At 29.4% G+C, this 19,669-nt stretch carries 21 protein-coding genes; all 21 read left to right on the top strand.

The genetic code is table 11. The features are described from left to right. The first annotated feature begins 91 nt into the window (after window positions 1-91). The 21 genes from ACTG45_RS19240 to dusB all read left to right on the top strand — a co-directional run bounded on the left by ACTG45_RS19240 (window position 92) and on the right by dusB (window position 19,621). Entirely contained in the window at window positions 92-589 is a 498-nt protein-coding gene (locus tag ACTG45_RS19240) for an SEC-C metal-binding domain-containing protein (protein WP_021386499.1), read from the top strand. A 9-nt stretch (window positions 590-598) separates the two neighbouring features. After that, window positions 599-760 carry a hypothetical protein gene (locus ACTG45_RS19235; protein ID WP_021386480.1) on the top strand — a complete coding sequence of 54 codons (162 nt, stop codon included), beginning with the start codon at window positions 599-601 and terminating at the stop codon, window positions 758-760. Between the two features lie 109 nt (window positions 761-869). After that, window positions 870-1,808, top strand: coding sequence for a dipeptidase (locus ACTG45_RS19230; protein WP_479917785.1), 939 nt, complete (start codon window positions 870-872; stop codon window positions 1,806-1,808). A gap of 83 nt (window positions 1,809-1,891) precedes the next feature. Beyond that, entirely contained in the window at window positions 1,892-2,752 is an 861-nt protein-coding gene (yabG, locus tag ACTG45_RS19225; protein WP_021386497.1) for a sporulation peptidase YabG, read from the top strand. 147 nt (window positions 2,753-2,899) lie between these two features. Next, window positions 2,900-3,166: a Veg family protein gene (locus ACTG45_RS19220; protein WP_009892135.1), complete on the top strand. Its 267-nt coding sequence runs from the start codon at window positions 2,900-2,902 to the stop codon at window positions 3,164-3,166. Between the two features lie 92 nt (window positions 3,167-3,258). Continuing rightward, window positions 3,259-4,809 (top strand): DUF3794 and LysM peptidoglycan-binding domain-containing protein, encoded by a 1,551-nt coding sequence (locus ACTG45_RS19215; protein WP_021386491.1) that lies wholly within the window; start codon window positions 3,259-3,261, stop codon window positions 4,807-4,809. A 117-nt stretch (window positions 4,810-4,926) separates the two neighbouring features. After that, the gene (gene ispE, locus ACTG45_RS19210; protein ID WP_021386484.1) at window positions 4,927-5,817 is read left to right on the top strand and encodes a 4-(cytidine 5'-diphospho)-2-C-methyl-D-erythritol kinase; all 891 of its coding nucleotides are present in this window, start codon (window positions 4,927-4,929) and stop codon (window positions 5,815-5,817) included. Then, window positions 5,801-6,481, top strand: coding sequence for a GntR family transcriptional regulator (locus ACTG45_RS19205; RefSeq protein ID WP_021386492.1), 681 nt, complete (start codon window positions 5,801-5,803; stop codon window positions 6,479-6,481). The genes ispE and ACTG45_RS19205 overlap by 17 nt, the downstream gene beginning before the upstream one ends. A gap of 143 nt (window positions 6,482-6,624) precedes the next feature. Continuing rightward, window positions 6,625-7,284 carry a stage II sporulation protein R gene (gene spoIIR / locus ACTG45_RS19200; protein WP_021386486.1) on the top strand — a complete coding sequence of 220 codons (660 nt, stop codon included), beginning with the start codon at window positions 6,625-6,627 and terminating at the stop codon, window positions 7,282-7,284. Window positions 7,285-7,334: 50 nt separating this feature from the next. Next, window positions 7,335-7,820 carry a cell wall hydrolase gene (locus ACTG45_RS19195; protein WP_021386494.1) on the top strand — a complete coding sequence of 162 codons (486 nt, stop codon included), beginning with the start codon at window positions 7,335-7,337 and terminating at the stop codon, window positions 7,818-7,820. 202 nt (window positions 7,821-8,022) lie between these two features. Beyond that, window positions 8,023-8,829, top strand: coding sequence for a glutamate racemase (gene murI, locus ACTG45_RS19190; RefSeq protein ID WP_021386488.1), 807 nt, complete (start codon window positions 8,023-8,025; stop codon window positions 8,827-8,829). A gap of 16 nt (window positions 8,830-8,845) precedes the next feature. Further along, window positions 8,846-9,274 (top strand): YwiB family protein, encoded by a 429-nt coding sequence (locus ACTG45_RS19185; RefSeq protein WP_052328894.1) that lies wholly within the window; start codon window positions 8,846-8,848, stop codon window positions 9,272-9,274. A 182-nt stretch (window positions 9,275-9,456) separates the two neighbouring features. Continuing rightward, window positions 9,457-10,845 carry a tRNA lysidine(34) synthetase TilS gene (tilS, locus tag ACTG45_RS19180; RefSeq protein ID WP_021386490.1) on the top strand — a complete coding sequence of 463 codons (1,389 nt, stop codon included), beginning with the start codon at window positions 9,457-9,459 and terminating at the stop codon, window positions 10,843-10,845. Window positions 10,846-10,878: 33 nt separating this feature from the next. Continuing rightward, a complete protein-coding gene (gene ftsH, locus ACTG45_RS19175; protein WP_021386495.1) occupies window positions 10,879-12,849 on the top strand; it encodes an ATP-dependent zinc metalloprotease FtsH in 1,971 nt (656 codons plus the stop codon). 306 nt (window positions 12,850-13,155) lie between these two features. Then, the gene (locus ACTG45_RS19170) at window positions 13,156-13,626 is read left to right on the top strand and encodes a biotin operon repressor (protein ID WP_021386487.1); all 471 of its coding nucleotides are present in this window, start codon (window positions 13,156-13,158) and stop codon (window positions 13,624-13,626) included. A 612-nt stretch (window positions 13,627-14,238) separates the two neighbouring features. Next, window positions 14,239-15,348 carry an IS200/IS605 family element RNA-guided endonuclease TnpB gene (gene tnpB, locus ACTG45_RS19165; protein ID WP_479919601.1) on the top strand — a complete coding sequence of 370 codons (1,110 nt, stop codon included), beginning with the start codon at window positions 14,239-14,241 and terminating at the stop codon, window positions 15,346-15,348. Window position 15,349: 1 nt separating this feature from the next. Beyond that, window positions 15,350-15,991: a biotin--[acetyl-CoA-carboxylase] ligase gene (locus ACTG45_RS19160; protein WP_479918811.1), complete on the top strand. Its 642-nt coding sequence runs from the start codon at window positions 15,350-15,352 to the stop codon at window positions 15,989-15,991. Beyond that, a complete protein-coding gene (locus ACTG45_RS19155) occupies window positions 15,984-16,952 on the top strand; it encodes a P1 family peptidase (RefSeq protein ID WP_021386473.1) in 969 nt (322 codons plus the stop codon). The genes ACTG45_RS19160 and ACTG45_RS19155 overlap by 8 nt, the downstream gene beginning before the upstream one ends. Window positions 16,953-17,135: 183 nt before the next feature. Beyond that, window positions 17,136-17,726: an ECF transporter S component gene (locus ACTG45_RS19150; RefSeq protein WP_021386471.1), complete on the top strand. Its 591-nt coding sequence runs from the start codon at window positions 17,136-17,138 to the stop codon at window positions 17,724-17,726. An 18-nt stretch (window positions 17,727-17,744) separates the two neighbouring features. Beyond that, the gene (locus ACTG45_RS19145) at window positions 17,745-18,515 is read left to right on the top strand and encodes a type III pantothenate kinase (RefSeq protein WP_021386477.1); all 771 of its coding nucleotides are present in this window, start codon (window positions 17,745-17,747) and stop codon (window positions 18,513-18,515) included. 137 nt (window positions 18,516-18,652) lie between these two features. After that, on the top strand, window positions 18,653-19,621 hold the full coding sequence (gene dusB / locus ACTG45_RS19140) for a tRNA dihydrouridine synthase DusB (RefSeq protein WP_021386475.1): 969 nt from the start codon (window positions 18,653-18,655) through the stop codon (window positions 19,619-19,621). Window positions 19,622-19,669: the final 48 nt, after the last annotated feature.

The raw sequence follows: 19,669 nt of genomic DNA, 5'->3' as shown, positions 1-19,669 counted from the left end.
TATAATCAAAAAGAAGAAACTTCCAATCTAACTAAAAGATTTTATACTATAAAAACTATAAAAATATAGATGTACTTAGGAGGAAAAAAGTATGAGTTTATATACTGAATGGAGAAATTTAAGTGATAATCATGAAAGTCAAGAAGCAGAGGTAAAATTCTGGGAAGCATATTTAAAAATTGAAGCTGGAATATACAATGAAATATTAAACAATAAAATGGATGTTGTTGAAGGTAAAGTAAGTGAATTAGCTGAAAAATTTGGAACTACTAATGAATTTTTCATGGGATTCATAGATGGAATAAGTGAAAGTTTAAAAGAAGATATAGTTTTAGAAGGTGTAGAAGCTGATAAAGAAGTTTCTATAAAAATAGATTGGGAAAAATTATATAACAATATGGTAACTGTTGAAGCTCATTGGTTATATAATCTACAAGGTTGGGAAGAAATATTACCAGCAGACCAAAGAAAAGAAATAATAAAAGCGTACAAAAAATCTAAAACTATAGTTAAAGAAGCAAAAATAGGAAGAAATGATTCATGCCCATGTGGAAGTGGAAAAAAATATAAGAAATGTTGTGGAAAGTAAGGTAGTCTTATGTTTATTTTAAGATTTGCAGATGATGATGACAATTTATCAGTTAAAGATTTTACATCTTTAACTGATTTAAAAAAATATATTAGTGAAAATAATATAGATAAGACATGGCATCAAATTGAAGAGGTTAAAAGAGTAATACCTAACTTAAAAGAGGAATAAGATAAAGTAATATCAAAAAGAATATTAAAAAATAGTTGTCAATAGTTGTCTATAAGGACAACTATTTCTATTTTTGGATATAAATATAAAATATACAGGGGGTATAAATATGAAATTTATTGATTTACATTGTGATACTATAGCAAAGCTAATGGAAAATGTAGAAACAAGCGAACTTAAGTCTAACAAGTATTCTGTTGATATAGACAGATTGAAAAAAGGGGATTCATTAGCTCAAACATTTGCCCTTTTTGTTGATACTGAAGAAGTAAAGCATCCTTTTGATTATTGTATGAGCATGGCAAATAAATTTCATGAGGAAATGAAAAAAAATAGTGATGTGATAGCTTTAGCTACTAACTATGAAGAAATTATGAAAAATCAATCAGAAGGAAAACTTACAGCACTTTTATCTATTGAGGAAGGTGCAGTACTTGAAGGTAAGATAGAAAATTTAACTAAATTTTACAACTTAGGGGTTAGAATGATGACAATAAGTTGGAATCATGTGAATGAATTGAGTTTTCCTCATAATAAAGTAGAGTATAGAGAAAAAGGTCTTACTGATTTTGGAAGAGAAGTAGTACATAAAATGAATGAATTGGGAATGTTAGTTGATGTTTCACATATTTCAGATGGAGGATTTTATGAAATTGCGAAGATTTCTTCTAAGCCAATAATTGCTACACATTCTAATTCAAGAGCAATGATGAATCATTCTAGAAATCTAACTGATGATATGATTAGAGTATTGGCAAATAAAGGCGGAGTTACAGGTATAAACTTTTTCCATATGTTTTTAAGTGATAAAAGCGAAAGTAAGCTTGAAGATATGCTTAGACATATAAAACATATTGTAAATGTTGGAGGAATAGATGTTGTGGCTCTAGGCTCAGATTTTGATGGGATAGATTCAAAGGTTGAGATTGAGGATATATCTCAAATGGGTAAATTATACGAACCCCTAAAAAAAGAAGGATTTAGTGAAGATGAAATAGAAAAGATATACTATAAAAATGCTTTAAGAGTAATAAGAGATGTATTATAAGAAATGTTTTTTTGACATTAGGAAACAAAGTTTTATATCGAACATAGTATAAACTAAGATAAAAATTTATTGGAGGTTTAACTATGAAGGTAGGAGACATTGTAGCTAGAAAGTCACATAACAAAGATATAGTATTTAAAATAGTCTCTTTTGGTGTAGATGAAAATAATGAAAAAATAGCTATACTAAAGGGTATTGCATTTAGAGTAATAGCAGATGCTTATATTGATGATTTAGAATTAGTAAAAGCACCTGATATAAAAGATATATTAATAGATAAAAATGTAGAAAATTTATTATATAAGTCAGTGAGAAAAGCTAAAGAAAGACAAAAGAGAATGACAAGAGCAGTTCCAAAACTTCAATTAAATCCTAACACATATGGAATGCCTGGAAAAGTATTACAGATAGATGGAGATAAAGAATATCTAAAAATTTGTTTGGATGTATACGCTCAACTTGGAATACCTGCTGTAGGAGTAGCAGTTTCAGAGCAAAACCAGTATAAAGAAGTAAGAGCACTACTAGAAAAATATAATCCGGATATACTAGTAATAACAGGTCATGATGCAATGACAATAAAAAGAGGAGATATAGAAGATATGAGCAACTATAGAAACTCTTTAAACTTTATGAAAACGGTAAAAGAAGCACGTAAATGGCAACCAAATTTGGATAATCTTGTTATATTTGCAGGAGCATGCCAATCAAATTATGAAAAAATAATAAGTGCAGGAGCAAATTATGCAAGTTCACCTGGAAGAATAATGATACATGCTTTAGACCCTGTTTTTGTAGTGGAGAAAATTGCTTGTTCAAGAATTGATGTAGTAGTGCCTATTGACGAGGTCATAGAGCAGACTATTACAGGTGTTAAGGGTATCGGCGGTTCTGAAACAAGAGGGAAATTTAGATGGGCAATGCCAAAAACAATATTACATTAACAAAAATTAGCATAATTATACTGTATATCTTCAAAAATAGTATTGACATTTTTGCAAAAAATATATAAAATAATTAGTTTAAACATTTGACAAAAATGTTTATATGTGATATTATGTAAACATATAAACGTTAAAGAAGGTGATATTGTGGCTACTGTTCAAACTCTGGATAAGATAAGAGTAAGCTTAGAGAGACATATAGGAAAGAAAATATTGTTGAAAGCTAATAAAGGAAGAAAGCAGATTATTACAAAAGAGGGTATACTAGAAAAAGTTTATCCAAGCGTGTTCGTTATAAAATTAGATGATGAAAGTAATGGATACCCTAGAGTATCTTATAGTTACTCAGATTTATTAACATCTAATGTAAAATTGCAAGTTTTTAGAGATCAAGATAAATTACAGATAAGTTAAAATTATACCTATTAAAAATAGGTGTAATTTTTTTTTTGCTCCTTAAATATAAATATAGTGTGATACTTTTATAATACTTAAGGAGGTAAAGTATGGAATTAATTAAAGATGTAATTAAGATTGACAATAGAATAGACTTTGGAAAATTTCAAACATTTATTGAGGCGGAGGCGGTAGTACCAGACAAAAAATTAGATGTATATGAAATTGTAAAGACAGAAGGGTACATATCACTTAAAAAAATTGAAATGGCAGATGGGAAGATACTTTGTAGGGGAAGCTTTAATTATAATGTAATCTATATTGCAGATGATAAAAATACTATTTCTAATGTAGATGGAAAAGTAGATATAAACGAAGTTATAGAAAAAGATAATGTTGTTCAAGATATGGAATACATGTTATTTTCAGAAGTAGAGCATATGGATTGTACTATAATGAATGAGAGAAAAATCAAAGTAGGAGCTCTTATGAATATAAGAGGAAGTTTATTTGAAAAGCAAAGATTAGATATAGTAAAGGATGTATCACAAGTAGAAGGAATACAAAAGCATAGAAAAGAAATTTGTTTTCAAGATATAGTTGGAATAGAAAAAGCAGAAAGTTCTATAAGAGATACTATAACTATAAACACAGAAGAAATTCAGTCTATAATAAGTTTGAATCCATCTGTTAAAGTAAAAGAAAGCAGAGTGACTGACAATAAGGTTATTATTGGTGGAGTATTAGAAATAAATCCATTAGCTTGTACATATGAGGGTGAACTTGTAGAGTTAGATAGAGTAGGTATTGAGTTTACTCAATTTGTAGAAGTACCTGGAGTTAGTGATGGTATGATTGAGGAAGTCTTATTGTCCATGTCAGACTTCAATCATATTTTCAAACAAAATAGTGAAAGTAATACAGGTCTTTTAGAAATAGATTGTATGGCTTGTTGTAAAGTGAAAGTTACAGATGAGGTGACGAGAGAAGTATTACAAGATGCATATTCTCCTCAGAAAATAATAAAATTTGACCATAAGCCTATTCAATTAAACAAGACTTTAAGAAATAGTGAAGAGACATTTATGGTTAGAGAAGGCATAAGAAATGATAATGATGATATACAAATAAAAGATATTGTAAGCGTTTGTCCAACTATGTCTATAGAAAATAGTTATATTGAAGAAAATAAAAGTATTATACAAGGGATTATAAAAGTTGAGATTTTATTTGTTCCAGTTGAGGGTCTAAAATTAGTTTACAAAATTAGTGAAGAAATTCCATTTGAACATGATATAGAGATGGATAATTTAACTGATACAGCATCTGTATTTAATACAGCATGCATTGATAAAATTGAAGTTGATTTGAATAGAGACCAAATAGACTTAGTTATAAAAATTAAGCGATTTACTGAAGCACTAGATAAAAAGGCAGAAAACTTTATCATCAAAGGTGAAGACCAAGGTGTATATGATTTGTCTAAGGCTCCTAGTATAATTGTATATATATGTAAAGAGGGAGATACTTTCTGGAACATCGCAAAAAAATACAATACAACAGAAAATGAAATTGCAGAGCTTAATGATATAAAACTTGATGAACCAATTAAGCCTGGCAAGTGTCTTATTTTAGAAAAAAAAGTCGTATTAGTAGATTAATATTAAAAAATTTAAAGTAATTAAGTATAATAGGGTATTATAATACCCTATTATTTTATTTTTTGTAGTATAATATTATTGTTAGTGATGCATTATTCTTTAAACAAGGAGGATAGAATGGATTTTATAAAACTAAAAAGTAAGGCAAAAATAAATTTATCCATTGATGTCTTAGGAAAAAGGCAAGATGGTTATCATTTTGTTGAAATGATAATGCAAACGATAGATTTATACGATATAGTAAAAGTAAAAGAATTAGATGAAGATGAAATAAAGGTAAAAAGCACTAGTTTAGATATTCCTTTAGATGAAGATAATATTGTTTATAAAGCCGCAAAAATACTTAAGAATAAATTTGATATAAAAAAAGGTGTAGAAATATTCATAGAAAAAAATATCCCTGTAGCAGCGGGAATGGCTGGAGGAAGTTCTAACGCAGCCGCAGTATTAGTAGGTTTAAATCAATTGTGGAAGCTTGAATTATCTGAAGATGAATTAAAAGACATAGGATTTAATTTAGGAGCAGATATTCCATTTTGCATATCAGGAAAGCCTGCTTTAGCTCAAGGAGTTGGAGAAAAGCTAACTGATATCAAAGGTTTGCCACGTGATATAAATATATTAATATGTAAACCAGACTTATTTGTTTCTACTAAGGAAGTTTATCAAGGATTAGATTTGAATAATATTAAAAAAAGGCCAAATAATAAATATTTGATAGAATGTTTAAAATCTGAAGATATAAAAGCTTTATCAGAAAATATGGTAAATGTTCTTGAAAATGTTACTATAAGTAAGCACAAAGAAATAGATAATATAAAGCAAATCATGATGAAAAATAATGCTTTAGGTTCTATGATGAGTGGAAGTGGTCCTACAGTTTTTGGATTATTTGAAAGTAAAGAAGATGCTCTAATTGGAAAAAAAGAATTATTAAAAAAATATAAACAGGTATATGTTGTTAATAGCAGTCAAAAAGGGGTTGAAATTTGTGGAGAATTTAACTAAACTGAACTTGGATAATTACAAGCCATTAAGAGATGTAGTTTTTGAAAATTTGAGAGAAGCAATCTTAGAAGGAAAATTAAAGCCTGGTCAAAGGCTAATGGAAGTACAGCTAGCAGAACAATTGGGAGTAAGTAGAACTCCAGTAAGAGAGGCAATAAGAAAGCTTGAATTAGAAGGTTTAGTTGTTATGTTGCCTAGAAAAGGTGCTTATGTGGCAAATATGTCATTAAAAGATATTATGGATGTATTAGAAGTAAGAGCGAGCTTAGAAGGTTTAGCAGCATATCTTGCTGCTGAAAGAATCAGTGATGAAGATATTAAAAAGCTTAAAGATATATCAGAAGACTTTAAAAAAAGCACTTTAGAATGTGATGTAGATTCATTATTAAAACTTGATGTAGAGTTTCATGAATGTATATTTAAAGCAACAAACAATAAAAAATTAATCCAATTGATAAACTCATTATGGGAACAAGTATATAGGTTTAGAGTTACTTATATGTCTGATTATGACACATCACATAATATTGTTGAAGAACACAGATACTTACTTGATGCTATAATTAAGGGAGATAGTGAGCTATCTAAGAAGTACGCTACAGAACATATAGAAAAAGCAGAACAGTTTATGATAGATAAGGCTATGATTAATAAAGACTTATAAAATATAAAGTGAAAAAAGCTATTTTAAAATGATTATAATCGTTTTAAAATAGCTTTTTTTATTAATATTAAAAAATATTATGAATAAATTAAATTAAATTGGACATAATTGATGATATAAATTTATCTTAAGGGGGATTTTCAGTGAGAAAAGTTAAGATTAGATTGGGAATATTAATATTAAGTCTTATATCAGTTATATCAATAATGACAATAGTAATAAATGGTGAAGTAAAAAAGGTCGATAGTATATCAAAAGACTATAAAGATAAATTAATAAGATTTCATGTTATAGCAAATAGTAATACAGATGAAGACCAAGAACTTAAGTTAAAAGTTAGAGATGAAGTAATAAAATACCTACAGCCAAAGCTTCAAAATTCAAAAAGCATAGAAGAAAGTGAAGCAATTATAAAAAGGGAATATAGTAATTTGGAAGAAATAAGTAAAAATATTATTCTTGAAAATGGATATAATTACAGTGTAAAGGTAGGTATACAATACAGTAATTTCCCTACTAAACAATATTCTAATATAGTTCTTCCAGCTGGTGAATATAAAGCTTTAAAAATTATCATTGGAAAAGGCGAAGGAAAAAATTGGTGGTGTGTTATGTTTCCACCATTATGCTTTGTTGATGAATCTAATGGAGTAATAGATAAATCCACAGATGATAAGTTGAAAGAAGTATTAACTGATAAAGAATATAAGTTAATAAAACAAGATACACCAAAGAAAACAAGTAGAGTAAAAATTAAGTTTAAAGTACTTGAAGTAGTAAAGGATTTAGAGAAAAAATTTTAAAAATAAGATTGTAAGGAGTGGTTTTAATCATGGACAGGTGGAGTAAACTGATGGCTATACTATTAGCTTTGACTTGTATATTTATGCCTATTAAAGAGGTATTTGCATATGAACCAACAGAGAAAGTTAATAAAATAAATAAACAAGAAAAAAATATAGCAAAGAAAGAAGTCATAAATTTATCTAATGATGACTTGATGCTATTATCTAGGTTGGTTGCAGGAGAAGCTAGAGGAGAAAGCTATGAGGGACAGGTAGCTGTGGCAGCTGTAGTAATAAATAGGATATTGGACCCTAGATTTCCAGACACAATAGAAGAAGTCATATATCAAAAAAATGCTTTCTCAGTTGTGCTTGATGGGTCAATAAATATGACACCAACAGATTCAGCATGTAAAGCAGCTCAAGAAGCACTTTATGGAACTGACCCAACTAATAAAGCAGTATATTTTTGGAATCCAGAAATAGCCACTTGCAAATGGATAAATAGACTAAGTCCATATATGAAAATAGGGAATCATGTGTTTGCAAAATAAATATAAATTTTTGAAATATCGAAAGGAGTTGTCTTTTTCTAGAAATTATTTTCTAATTTAAGATAGCTCCTTTATTTTTTGTTTAAAATAAACTATAATAATCATTTAGGTAATAATATATTAACTGTGAATATAAATATAAATTTTAGCGATAAATAAGTTGTTGTTAAACACAAAATTGTAAAGTAGGTGTTGTATAAAAATGAGTAATAAGCCAATAGGAGTTTTTGATTCGGGATTAGGCGGATTAACTGTTCTAAAAGAGATAATGAAGATATTACCAAATGAGGATATAATATACTTTGGAGATACTGCCAGAATACCATATGGTTCAAGATCTAAAGAAACTATAATTAAATATACTTTTCAAGCTATAAACTTTCTAAAAACTAAAGATGTAAAAGCCATAGTTATAGCATGTAATACTGCTACTGCAAGAAGTTTAAAAGAAGCTCAAGAAAAATATGATATACCTATAATTGGTGTTATAGAGGCAGGAGCTAGAACAGCTGTAAGTTCTACAAAAAATAAAATTGTAGGTATAATAGGAACTGAAGGAACTATAAGTTCAAAAGCATATAATTTAGAAATATCTAAAATAGATGAAAGTATAGAAATTGTTAACAAAGCATGCCCTTTATTTGTGCCTATTGTTGAAGAAGGTTGGGCAAATACAGAAGTAGCTAAATTGACGGCAAAGATATATTTACAAGAATTGAAAGAAAAAAACATAGACTCTTTAGTATTAGGGTGTACTCATTATCCTATCTTGAAGAGAACAATAGGCGAAGAAGTTGGAGAACATATAAGATTAGTTAATCCAGCTAAAGAGACTGCTAAGGATTTAAAAACGATTTTAGAGGTACAAAATATTATAAACGATACAGAAGTTCATGGAACATATCAATATTATGTATCAGACATACATGAGAAGTTTTCGGATATAGCAAGAGAATTCTTAAAGAAAAAAATTGATAAGATTCAAAAAGTAGAAATACAAAAATATTAGCGTATATGAGGAATCTATGGAGGAAAAATCGTTGAGTGTAAAAATAAGTATAAATACTAGACAATATGATGAAAAAGGAAATATGGACACCATAGAGATGACTGCCTTTGGTAAAATTTTTTATAAAAATGATGGAATATATGTTATTTACAAAGAAAAAGAAGAAAATATAGAAATAACTAATACTATAAAGATACTTAAAGATGAAGTTAGTATCAAAAAATTTGGTGCTATTAACTCAACAATGCTGTTTAAGTGTGGAGAAAGTAGCGCTACAAAATATGTGACCCCACAAGGTACTCTATTAATTGATATTGATACAAGAGAATTGGATATAAATATACAAGAAGGGGAACACATAAAATTGAAAATAGACTATAATATAAAGATACAAGATTTATTTTTAGGTAGGAATAAAATAGATATATACATAGGTATTAAATAATAACTATAGCTATTTTCTAGAAATTTTATAAAGGTAGTGAAAAAACTACCTTTTATTTAATTTATTTGGTATTATTATATTTATATTAAACTTTAATTTCTTAAAATTGATACAAGGGTTTAGCGTTTTTTTATAGAAAGTATACTTAAAAGTGAATAAAACTAAGTGTAAGAGGGATAAATATGATATTTGATAAGGTACTAAGTACTATAAATAAACATAATTTAATACAAAAAGGCGATAAAATAGTTTTAGGTCTCTCTGGAGGACCTGATTCAGTTTGTTTATTGCATGTACTAAATAGATTAAAAAAAGATTTTAATATAGAAATATATGCAGCACATTTAAATCATCAGATAAGAGGGATAGAAGCTCAAAAAGATGCATTATATGTATCTAAACTTTGTGAGGATATGGGAATAGTATTCTTTGTAAAGTCTATTAATGTACCAAAATATTGTGAAAATGAGGGGTTATCATTAGAAGAAGGAGCAAGGAAGTTAAGATATGAAATGTTTTATGAAATTAAGGATAAGATTAAAGCTAATAAGATAGCTATAGGTCATAATCTTAATGACCAAGCTGAAACTGTTATGATGCGTATCATGAGAGGAACAGGTCTAACAGGTCTAAAGGGAATTGATTATATTAGAGATAATTGTATAATTAGACCAATATTAGATGTGGAAAGAAGTGATATAGAGGATTATTGTGAAGCTTATAATTTAAATCCTAGAATAGATAAAACCAACTTAGAAAATATATACACTAGAAATAAAATAAGGTTAGACCTTTTACCATATATGAAGGATAATTTTAATTCAAATGTAATAGAATCTATAGTGAGGATGAGCAATAGTTTAAAAATTGATAACGATTATATTGAGAAAGAGGCAGAAGCTAAATTTAGAGAAGTTTCAAGTGTAAAAGAAAAGGGCTTTGTAGAGATAAATTTAGACGATTTTATTTGCTTGCATGATGCTATCAAAGTTAGGGTTCTTAGAAATTCTATAAAACATATACTAGGAGATACTAATTTTGTTGACCAAAGACATATAGAGGATATAATGTCTTTAGAGGATAATTCGAAAGTAAATAAAATGTTAACTCTTCCAAGAAATATATTTGTTTATAGAAAAAAAGACAGTATAATATTAACCAATGAGGAAATTGTTAATGAGGAGATTGAATTTTATTACAATGTACCTAGTAATGGGTTTATTAAAATAAAAGAATTAAAACAAATTATTGAGACCCAAATAATGAGTATAGATAGGTATAAGAGTATGAAATTAGACAATTCATCTAAAGGGTTTGATTTTAATAAGGTAAAAGGGGGTATAGTAATAAGAAGCAGAAGGCAAGGTGATAAGATAAAGCTTGCTATGGGAAGTAAAAAAGTGAAAGATTTATTCATAGATTTAAAAATCCCAAGAGAAGAAAGGTGTAAAATTCCTATAATCACAGATAGTGAGGGAATAATATGTGTTGGAGATTATAAAATCAGTGAGAATTATAAAATTGACGAAAGCACAAAAGAAGTATTAAAAATTAATTTTAACAAATTATAGAGCAAAGCAATGTATGAAAGGAGGGCTTCTATATTGAATAAGTTGCTAAAAGGGGCAGGTTTTTATCTACTTGTTTTTATAATTATAGTGGGTATAGTTCAATTCTCAGGTAAGCCTACAGAAAAAATAAAAGATTTAAAATTCTCCGAAGTGTATAGAGAATTAACTGATGAGAATATATCAAGATTATACTTTGTAAATCAAACTTCCGTAGAAGGTACTATAAAAGATACAAATACAAAGTTTAAGTCATATGTTCCAACAGAAGTAATGGGAAATAAACTTGCAGATGAGGTGTTAGACCAAGCTAAGGCTGGTAAACTAACTTTTGGTGGTGAAGCTAAACCATCTACACCTTGGTTTGTTGAAATGTTGCCTACATTACTATTAATATTCTTTATGGTAATTCTTTGGTTTGTATTTATGAATCAGTCTCAAGGTGGAGGCGGAAAGGTTATGAGCTTTGGTAAGTCAAAGGCTAAGGTTCATAAAGATGATGAAAAGACTAGAGTTACATTTAAGGATGTAGCTGGATTGGATGAAGAAAAAGAAGATTTACAAGAAGTAGTAGACTTCTTAAAGAATCCTAAGAAATATATTGAATTGGGTGCAAGGATACCAAAAGGTATGCTTATGGTAGGTCCTCCTGGAACTGGTAAAACATATCTATCAAGAGCTGTTGCAGGAGAAGCAGGAGTTCCATTTTTCAGTATAAGTGGTTCTGATTTCGTTGAGATGTTTGTTGGGGTTGGTGCTTCTAGAGTAAGAGACTTATTTGAACAAGCTAAGAAAAGTGCTCCAGCTATAATATTTATAGACGAGATTGATGCAGTTGGTAGAAAAAGAGGTGCAGGTCTTGGTGGAGGTCATGATGAAAGAGAACAAACTCTTAATCAACTTCTAGTTGAAATGGATGGATTTGGAGTAAACCAAGGTATAATAATCATGGCAGCTACAAATAGACCAGATATACTTGACCCAGCTTTACTTAGACCAGGAAGATTTGACAGACAAGTTGTTGTTGGTACGCCAGATGTAAAAGGTAGAGAGGCTATATTTAAAGTTCATTCAAGAAATAAGCCACTAAGTGATGATGTGAAAATGGATGTGTTAGCTAGGAGAACACCAGGATTTACTCCTGCTGATATAGAGAACTTAATGAATGAAGCTGCAATATTGACAGCTAGAAAAAGAGAAAAGAAAATTAAGATGGATACTATAGAAGAAGCTATAACTAAGGTTATAGCAGGTGTGGCTAAAAAATCAAAAGTAATAAGTGAAAAAGAAAGAAGACTTACAGCATATCATGAAGGTGGGCATGCAGTTTGTGCTCATGTACTTGAGGAAGTAAGCCCTGTTCATCAAGTTACAATAGTACCAAGAGGAAGAGCTGGAGGATTTACAATGCAACTTCCTGTTGAAGATAAATTCTATGCTACGAAAAATGAAATGAAAGAAAACATTGTAGTTTTACTTGGAGGTAGAGTAGCAGAAGAGTTAGTACTTAAAGATGTATCTACAGGTGCTTCAAATGACTTAGAAAGAGTTACAGCTACTGCAAGAAGTATGGTAACAAAATATGGAATGAGTTCTAAGCTTGGCCCAATGTCATTTGATAGTGATGATGAAGTATTCTTAGGCAATAGTTTTTCAAGTAAGAGAAATTATTCTGAAGAAGTTGCTTTTGAGATAGACCAAGAAACAAAACGTATAGTTGATGGTGCATACGATAAGACAAGAAGTATACTGCAAGAAAATATGGATAGATTAGAGTATGTAGCACAAGCTTTACTTATATATGAAACTTTAGATGCAGAGCAATTTGTAAAAGCATTTAATAAAGAATTACCATTAAATGATATTGAAAATGCAATTACAGAGGAAAATTCTCCTAAAGAAGTTGAAGAACAACTAACTATAAAATTAGAAAAAGATGAAGTAGAAAGAAACAATGTTATTGATATAAATAAAAATTTAGATAATAAATCTGATGAGGATAAATAGTTTTAAAATATTGATTATTTTAAGGTTATTATCTGTTATAGATTAAATACTAAAACTGAAAGTATAATATTAAATTAATGAGCAAAGTATATTTGCAAGTGTTAATTTGATTGATACTTTCAGTTTTTTATTATTTTACGAAGATTTAAGTAAAATAATAAATCCTCCACATAAAATATAAATATTATTGTGATAAGATATTGAAAAGGAAATTTAAAATTAATAGTATTAAAAGTCTATTAATAATGTATAATTATTTATTAGAAGAAAATAAGTCATGAAATTATGTCATATTAGAGGTGAAATATGCGAGATAAGATAATAGAAATTATATTAAATAAAAAATCTGAATTTATTTCAGGAGAAGAATTATCAAAACAATTAGGGGTATCACGTGCAGCTATATGGAAGCACATGAAAGCCCTAAAAGAAGAAGGATACAATATAGAATCTGTAAATAAAAAAGGTTATAGATTATCAGAAAATCCAACGGATTTATTAAGTCCACAGAATATTTACTATAAATTAAATACGGAGTTTATTGGAAAGAATATAATACACCTTGAAACTGTAGATTCAACTAATGAATATGCAAAACGAATAGCTACAAATAATATAGATGGAACTGTGATTTTAAGTGAACATCAAGATATGGGAAAAGGTCGATTGGGAAGAACATGGGATTCCAAACCTCATGAAGGAGTTTGGATGAGTATTATTTTAAAACCAGATATGGAGCCATTTAAGGCACCCTTTATAACTTTGATTAAAAAATAGCTACGCACACTTGTGACTTTAGTCATGAGTTAGTAGCTAAAATAGTCAGCATATAGGGAAACTTATATGTAGAGATAGGATAGAACCTATCCAATACTACTTGAATTGCTGGAAACCCCTAAAGCTAACTAAACTAAAACATAAGGATGAAATAAACCTAAGTGTGAAAGTTACGAAAGTAGAAAAAATTGGTTAGATGGTATAAGGTTAAACCCTAAGTACTTTAAAATGGGCAATCAGCAGGTAAGCTCCGAATAGGAGAAACTTCAACGACTATTCCTCTTGAGGGAAGTACACTACAAGCTATTGGTAGTGGAAGTGGGTAGACCTTAACGGATAATGCCGAAGGATAAGATATAGTCTGTGCTTACATGAAAGTGTAAGAAGTTCATAAGAGAACTGCATAGGTAGTAGCGAACTTATGTGAACGACAACCTCAAAAATGATAAAAGTTAGGACTTACGGTTCTTAAATATGTTATTTAAAAATAAATATAAAACCTTCGAAATAATTGTTTTAAATAATTACGTTTGTTAATATTATAATGGGTGATGAAAAATAGAAGTTACTCGGATATGTATATTAATAATCATAAAAAACAATTAAAGTGAGGTGATAGTAGTGGAAAAAGCTTATAAGTTTAGAATGTATCCAAATAAAAAACAGCAAGAGTTAATTAACAAAACTTTTGGATGTTGTAGATTTGTATATAATAAGTATCTTTCTAAAAAAATAGAAGTTTATGAAAACAATAAAGAAACTTTTACTTATAAACAGTGCAGTTCTGATTTGACCAATTTAAAAAGAGAATTAGAGTGGCTTAAAGAACCTGACAAATTTTCACTACAAAACACCTTAAAAGATTTAGAAAACGCATATAAAAAATTCTTTAAAGAAAATGCAGGATTTCCTAAATTTAAATCAAAGAAAACTAACAGATTTTCATATAGAACTAACTTTACCAATGGAAATATTATGTACTTTAGTCAATATATAAAATTACCTAAACTTGGAATGGTTAAAGTAAGGGATAAACAAGTACCTCAAGGGAGAATACTTAATGCTACTGTATCCAAAGAACCAAGTGGTAAATATTATGTATCATTATGTTGTACTGATATAGATATTGAAGCATTTGAAAATACTAATAATCAGATAGGTTTAGATTTAGGAATTAAAGAATTTTGTATCTCAAGTTGTGGAGACTTTATAGAAAATCCTAAGTATCTTAAGAAGTCATTAAATAAACTTTCTAAATTACAAAGAAAACTATCGAGAAAAACAATTGGTAGTTTAAATAGAAATAAAGCAAGATTAAAAGTTGCAAGACTTCAAGAACATATAGCTAATCAAAGGAAGGATTTTCTACAAAAACTATCTACTAAATTAATACGAGAGAATGATATTATTTGCATAGAAGATTTACAAGTAAAGAATATGACTAGAAATAGTAAACTATCTCGCTTAATTTCTGATGTGTCATGGTCAGAATTTGTTCGTCAATTAGAATACAAGGCTAATTGGTATGGTAGACAAATTGTAAAGGTAGGTAAATTCTTTGCAAGTTCACAAATATGCAATAAATGTGGGTACAAAAACGAGGAAATGAAGAATTTAAATATAAGAGAATGGATTTGTCCTTGTTGTAATGTAACTCACGATAGAGATATAAATGCAAGTATAAATATACTAAAAGAAGGATTAAGACTAATAGCAGTTTAAAATAGATAACTTATGTAAGAACCGTAGGAACTACGGGGATAGCCTGTGGAGAATTGGTAAGACATATTTTAGTATGCGAAATTCTATGAAACAGGAACCCTGTGACTTTAGTCATGGGAGGTTCAGAGCAGGAGCAAGTGTAACGAAGGCTTTAAATAATTTAGGGGCAAACACCTTAATAAAATGGCCAAACGATGTTATTTTAAATGGTAAAAAAATATGTGGTATATTAACAGAGTTGTCTGCTGAAATTGAGAGAACAAATTATATTGTTCTTGGAATTGGAATAAATGTTAAGATAATGGATTTTGAGCCAGAAATAGCCGAGAAAGCTACATCATTGTATAAAGAAGGATACAAATTATCTAGAGTAGATATTGTTAGAAATGTGTTGACTGAATTTGAAAAGCTATATTTAGATTATATCGTAAATAACTCTAAAGAAAAAACTCTAAAGATATGTAGAGATTATTCTGCAATTATAGATAAAAATATATATGTATTAAAAGGCACTGATAAGGAATTAGTGAAATGTTTAGACATAAATGAGGATGGGAATCTATTAGTTCAAAGTAGTGATGGAATTGTAAAAGAAATCATTTCGGGTGAAGTTTCTATAAGAGGAGAAAAAGGATATGTATAATAATATTTTGGATATAGAAGGACTAAAGGTTGGGCAAGTTGAGGATAGAGATGGTCTTACTGGATGTACAGTAGTAATATGTGAAGAAGGAGCTACTTGTGGTGTTGATGTAAGAGGTTCTGCTCCAGGGACTAGAGAAACCGATTTATTGGACCCTGTGAATATGGTTCAAAAAGTTCATGCAGTAGTTTTAGCTGGAGGTTCTGCATATGGTCTTGAATCTACTTGTGGTGTAAGTAGATACTTGGAGGAAAAAGGAATTGGGTTTGATGTAGGTGTAGGAAAAGTACCTATAGTTGTTGGAGCAGTGTTATTTGATTTGGGCGCAGGAGATTTTAAGTGTAGACCAGATTTACAAATGGGTTATAGAGCTTGTGAAGTTGCAAGCAAGGATATTTTAAATCAAGGAAATTATGGAGCGGGATGTGGAGCCACTGTTGGAAAGATAAGAGGTCAGGAGTATGCCATGAAAGGTGGTATAGGAAGTTATTCCATAAAATTGGATAATGGTCTAATTGTATCTGCATTGGTTGCTGTAAATGCTCTTGGAGATGTTTATGAAAATGGTGAGGTTATAGCAGGTGCTTTAAATGATAAAAAGACAGAGACCATTGATACATATAAGCTAATGAAACAAGGCGAAAGTAAAGGTGGATTTAGTATAGATAATACTACAATTGGAGTAATTGCAACAAATGCTAAGTTAACTAAAGCTGAATGTAAAAAGATATCTCAAATGGGACATGATGGATATGCTAAAGCTATTTTTCCTATTCACACACCTCATGATGGAGATACAATATTCACAATATCAGCAGGAGAAATAGAAGCAGATATAACATTATTGGGTTCATTAGCTGTAGAGGTTGTGGAAAAAAGTATAATAAATGCAGTAAAAAAAGCGGATAGTATAGAAAATATAATAGCGTATAAAGATATAGTAAAAAAACGAGAAATATGATGAAATTAGCATATTTTTCTTGTCAAATTGTTGACAATAGCAACTCATCTTGATAAAATTATTCTTGTTAGAGCGGGCATCCTAGAATGGTAGCCTGACTCAGAAATATAAGAAAAAAGACCAAAAAACGAAAAAATTAAGTAGTCCGGCATCGTTATGAGCTGGAACGGAGGTGTATTTTTTATGATGAACACAAGTGCATCAGTAAGAAAAGTAAATGTAAGAAAAATGACTATAATAGGAGTACTATCAGCTATTTCTATTATGCTATCTATGACTCCATTGGGATTTATTCCAGTTGGACCTACAAAAGCAACTATAATGCATATACCAGTTATTATTGGAGCTATTATAGAGGGTCCAATAGTTGGGGGTGCAATAGGATTTATATTTGGAGTATCAAGTCTCCTAAATGCTATAATAAATCCAACCATAACATCCTTTGTTTTTATAAATCCGTTAGTTTCAATATTACCAAGAGTTATGATAGGTATATTGGCTTATTATGTATATCAGTTAATAATTAAGGCTACAAATAAGGTATACATATCAGGTTTAATTACAGGAGCTATAGGTTCCTTGTTAAATACAGCTGGAGTTTTAGGAATGATATATGTCTTATATGCTGACAAATATCTTCATGCAATGGGTCAAAGTGGTTCAGCAGGAAAAGTAATAATGGCTCTTGCCGCAGCAAATGGGGTACCAGAAGCAATAGTAGGAGCTTTAGTAGTAGCTGCCGTTGCCACTGTACTTAAGAAAAGCAAAAAATAGAAAGAAGGTTAATGACATATGCTTCTAGTATTTGATGTTGGAAATACTAATATGGTTTTAGGTATATATAAAGGTGATAAATTAGTTAATTATTGGAGAATTAAAACAGATAGAGAAAAAACATCTGATGAATATGGAATTCTAATAAGTAGTTTATTTGAGTATGATAATGTTGATATAAATTCTATTAATGATGTGATAATATCATCTGTAGTACCAAATGTTATGCATTCTCTTGAAAACTTTTGTATAAAATACTGTAAAAAACATCCATTAATAGTAGGTCCAGGCATAAAAACAGGTCTAAATATAAAATATGATAATCCAAAACAAGTTGGAGCAGACAGAATAGTTAATGCTGTAGCAGGCATAGAAAAGTATGGAGCACCAAGTATACTTGTTGACTTTGGAACAGCAACTACGTTTTGCGCTATCTCTGAAAAAGGTGAATATCTAGGTGGGACAATAGCACCAGGAATAAAAATATCTAGTGAGGCATTATTTCAAAGTGCGTCTAAATTACCTAGGGTAGAATTAACTAAACCAGGTATGACTATTTGTAAGAGTACTGTATCAGCTATGCAATCTGGAATAATTTATGGATATGTTGGTTTAGTGGATAAAATAATAAGCATGATGAAGAAAGAATTAAATTGTGATGATGTTAAAGTTATAGCTACAGGTGGATTAGCTAAACTGATTGCTTCAGAGACAAAAAGTATAGATTATGTAGATGGTTTTTTAACACTAGAAGGATTGAGAATAATATATGAAAAAAACCAAGAATAATTAATATACAGGGAATTGGGTTATATATCCAATTCCCTTTTTATGATAGTTTCCTAGCTTTATGTGGTATATTATAATGAGGAAATATGAACTTTAAAATCAAATCATAAAATAAAGGAAAAAATAGGAGAAAAGCAATGAAAATAGGAAATTTAGAATTGAAAAATAAAGTTTTTCTATCACCTATGGCAGGGGTAACAGACCTTCCATTTAGATTAATTTGTAAAGAACAAGGTTGTGGACTTTTATATACAGAAATGATAAATGGTAAGGCACTTTGCTATGATGATGAAAATACTAAAAAAATGCTTAAGATAGAAGAGGAAGAACATCCAGTAGCTGTTCAGATATTTGGTTCAGAGCCAGATTTTATGGGAAGAGCAGCAGAGATAATGAATGATTATTCAAATGAGATTCTTGATATAAATATGGGATGTCCAGCTCCAAAAGTAGTTAAAAATGGAGATGGGTCAGCACTTATGAAAAATCCTAAGCTTACGGAGAAGGTATTAAAGGCAGTAGTGAAGAATTCAAAAAAACCAGTAACTTTAAAGATAAGGAAAGGATGGGATGATAATAGTGTAAATGCTGTTGAAATAGCAAAGATAGCAGAAGCTTGTGGAATAAGTGCTCTAGCAATACATGGAAGGACTAGAGAACAGTTTTATACAGGCAAAGCAGATTGGAATATAATTGCAGAAATTAAGAATAGTTTAAACATACCTGTCATAGGAAATGGTGATGTATTTACAATAGAAGATTCAATAAATATGTTAGACAAAACTGGTTGTGATGCTATAATGATAGGTAGGGGTGCTCAAGGTAACCCGTGGATATTCAAAAGAATAAACCATTATATGAATACAGGCGAGGTTTTGCCAGAGCCAACTCTTAACGAAAAAATAGGTACTGCCATTAAGCATTTAAAACTTGCAGTAGAAGAACATGGAGAGTATGTAGCTGTAAGGGAAATGAGGAAACACATCGCTTGGTATTTAAAAGGACTTAGAAATTCTGCAAGATTAAGAGATGAAATTAACAAAATAGAAGACTATCAAGAAGTTGTGTCGAAATTGGAGTACTATATGGAAGACTCCTTGACATAAAAATAATAGTGACTTATAATATAGCGCATAAATTAAAAAAAGATTATA

The organism is Clostridioides sp. LIBA-7602, from assembly GCF_056688945.1.
This window is presented reverse-complemented; position numbering and strand designations above follow the sequence as displayed.

Excerpts from the sequence above, each read along its gene's own strand:
- ACTG45_RS19240 (WP_021386499.1), top strand. The coding sequence starts at position 92 with ATGAGTTTATATACTGAATGGAGAAATTTAAGTGATAATCATGAAAGT.
- ACTG45_RS19235 (WP_021386480.1), top strand. The coding sequence starts at position 599 with ATGTTTATTTTAAGATTTGCAGATGATGATGACAATTTATCAGTTAAA.
- ACTG45_RS19230 (WP_479917785.1), top strand. The coding sequence starts at position 870 with ATGAAATTTATTGATTTACATTGTGATACTATAGCAAAGCTAATGGAA.
- yabG (WP_021386497.1), top strand. The coding sequence starts at position 1,892 with ATGAAGGTAGGAGACATTGTAGCTAGAAAGTCACATAACAAAGATATA.
- ACTG45_RS19215 (WP_021386491.1), top strand. The coding sequence starts at position 3,259 with ATGGAATTAATTAAAGATGTAATTAAGATTGACAATAGAATAGACTTT.
- ispE (WP_021386484.1), top strand. The coding sequence starts at position 4,927 with ATGGATTTTATAAAACTAAAAAGTAAGGCAAAAATAAATTTATCCATT.
- ACTG45_RS19195 (WP_021386494.1), top strand. The coding sequence starts at position 7,335 with ATGGCTATACTATTAGCTTTGACTTGTATATTTATGCCTATTAAAGAG.
- murI (WP_021386488.1), top strand. The coding sequence starts at position 8,023 with ATGAGTAATAAGCCAATAGGAGTTTTTGATTCGGGATTAGGCGGATTA.
- ACTG45_RS19185 (WP_052328894.1), top strand. The coding sequence starts at position 8,846 with ATGGAGGAAAAATCGTTGAGTGTAAAAATAAGTATAAATACTAGACAA.
- tilS (WP_021386490.1), top strand. The coding sequence starts at position 9,457 with ATGATATTTGATAAGGTACTAAGTACTATAAATAAACATAATTTAATA.
- ACTG45_RS19170 (WP_021386487.1), top strand. The coding sequence starts at position 13,156 with ATGCGAGATAAGATAATAGAAATTATATTAAATAAAAAATCTGAATTT.
- ACTG45_RS19155 (WP_021386473.1), top strand. The coding sequence starts at position 15,984 with ATGTATAATAATATTTTGGATATAGAAGGACTAAAGGTTGGGCAAGTT.
- ACTG45_RS19150 (WP_021386471.1), top strand. The coding sequence starts at position 17,136 with ATGATGAACACAAGTGCATCAGTAAGAAAAGTAAATGTAAGAAAAATG.
- ACTG45_RS19145 (WP_021386477.1), top strand. The coding sequence starts at position 17,745 with ATGCTTCTAGTATTTGATGTTGGAAATACTAATATGGTTTTAGGTATA.
- dusB (WP_021386475.1), top strand. The coding sequence starts at position 18,653 with ATGAAAATAGGAAATTTAGAATTGAAAAATAAAGTTTTTCTATCACCT.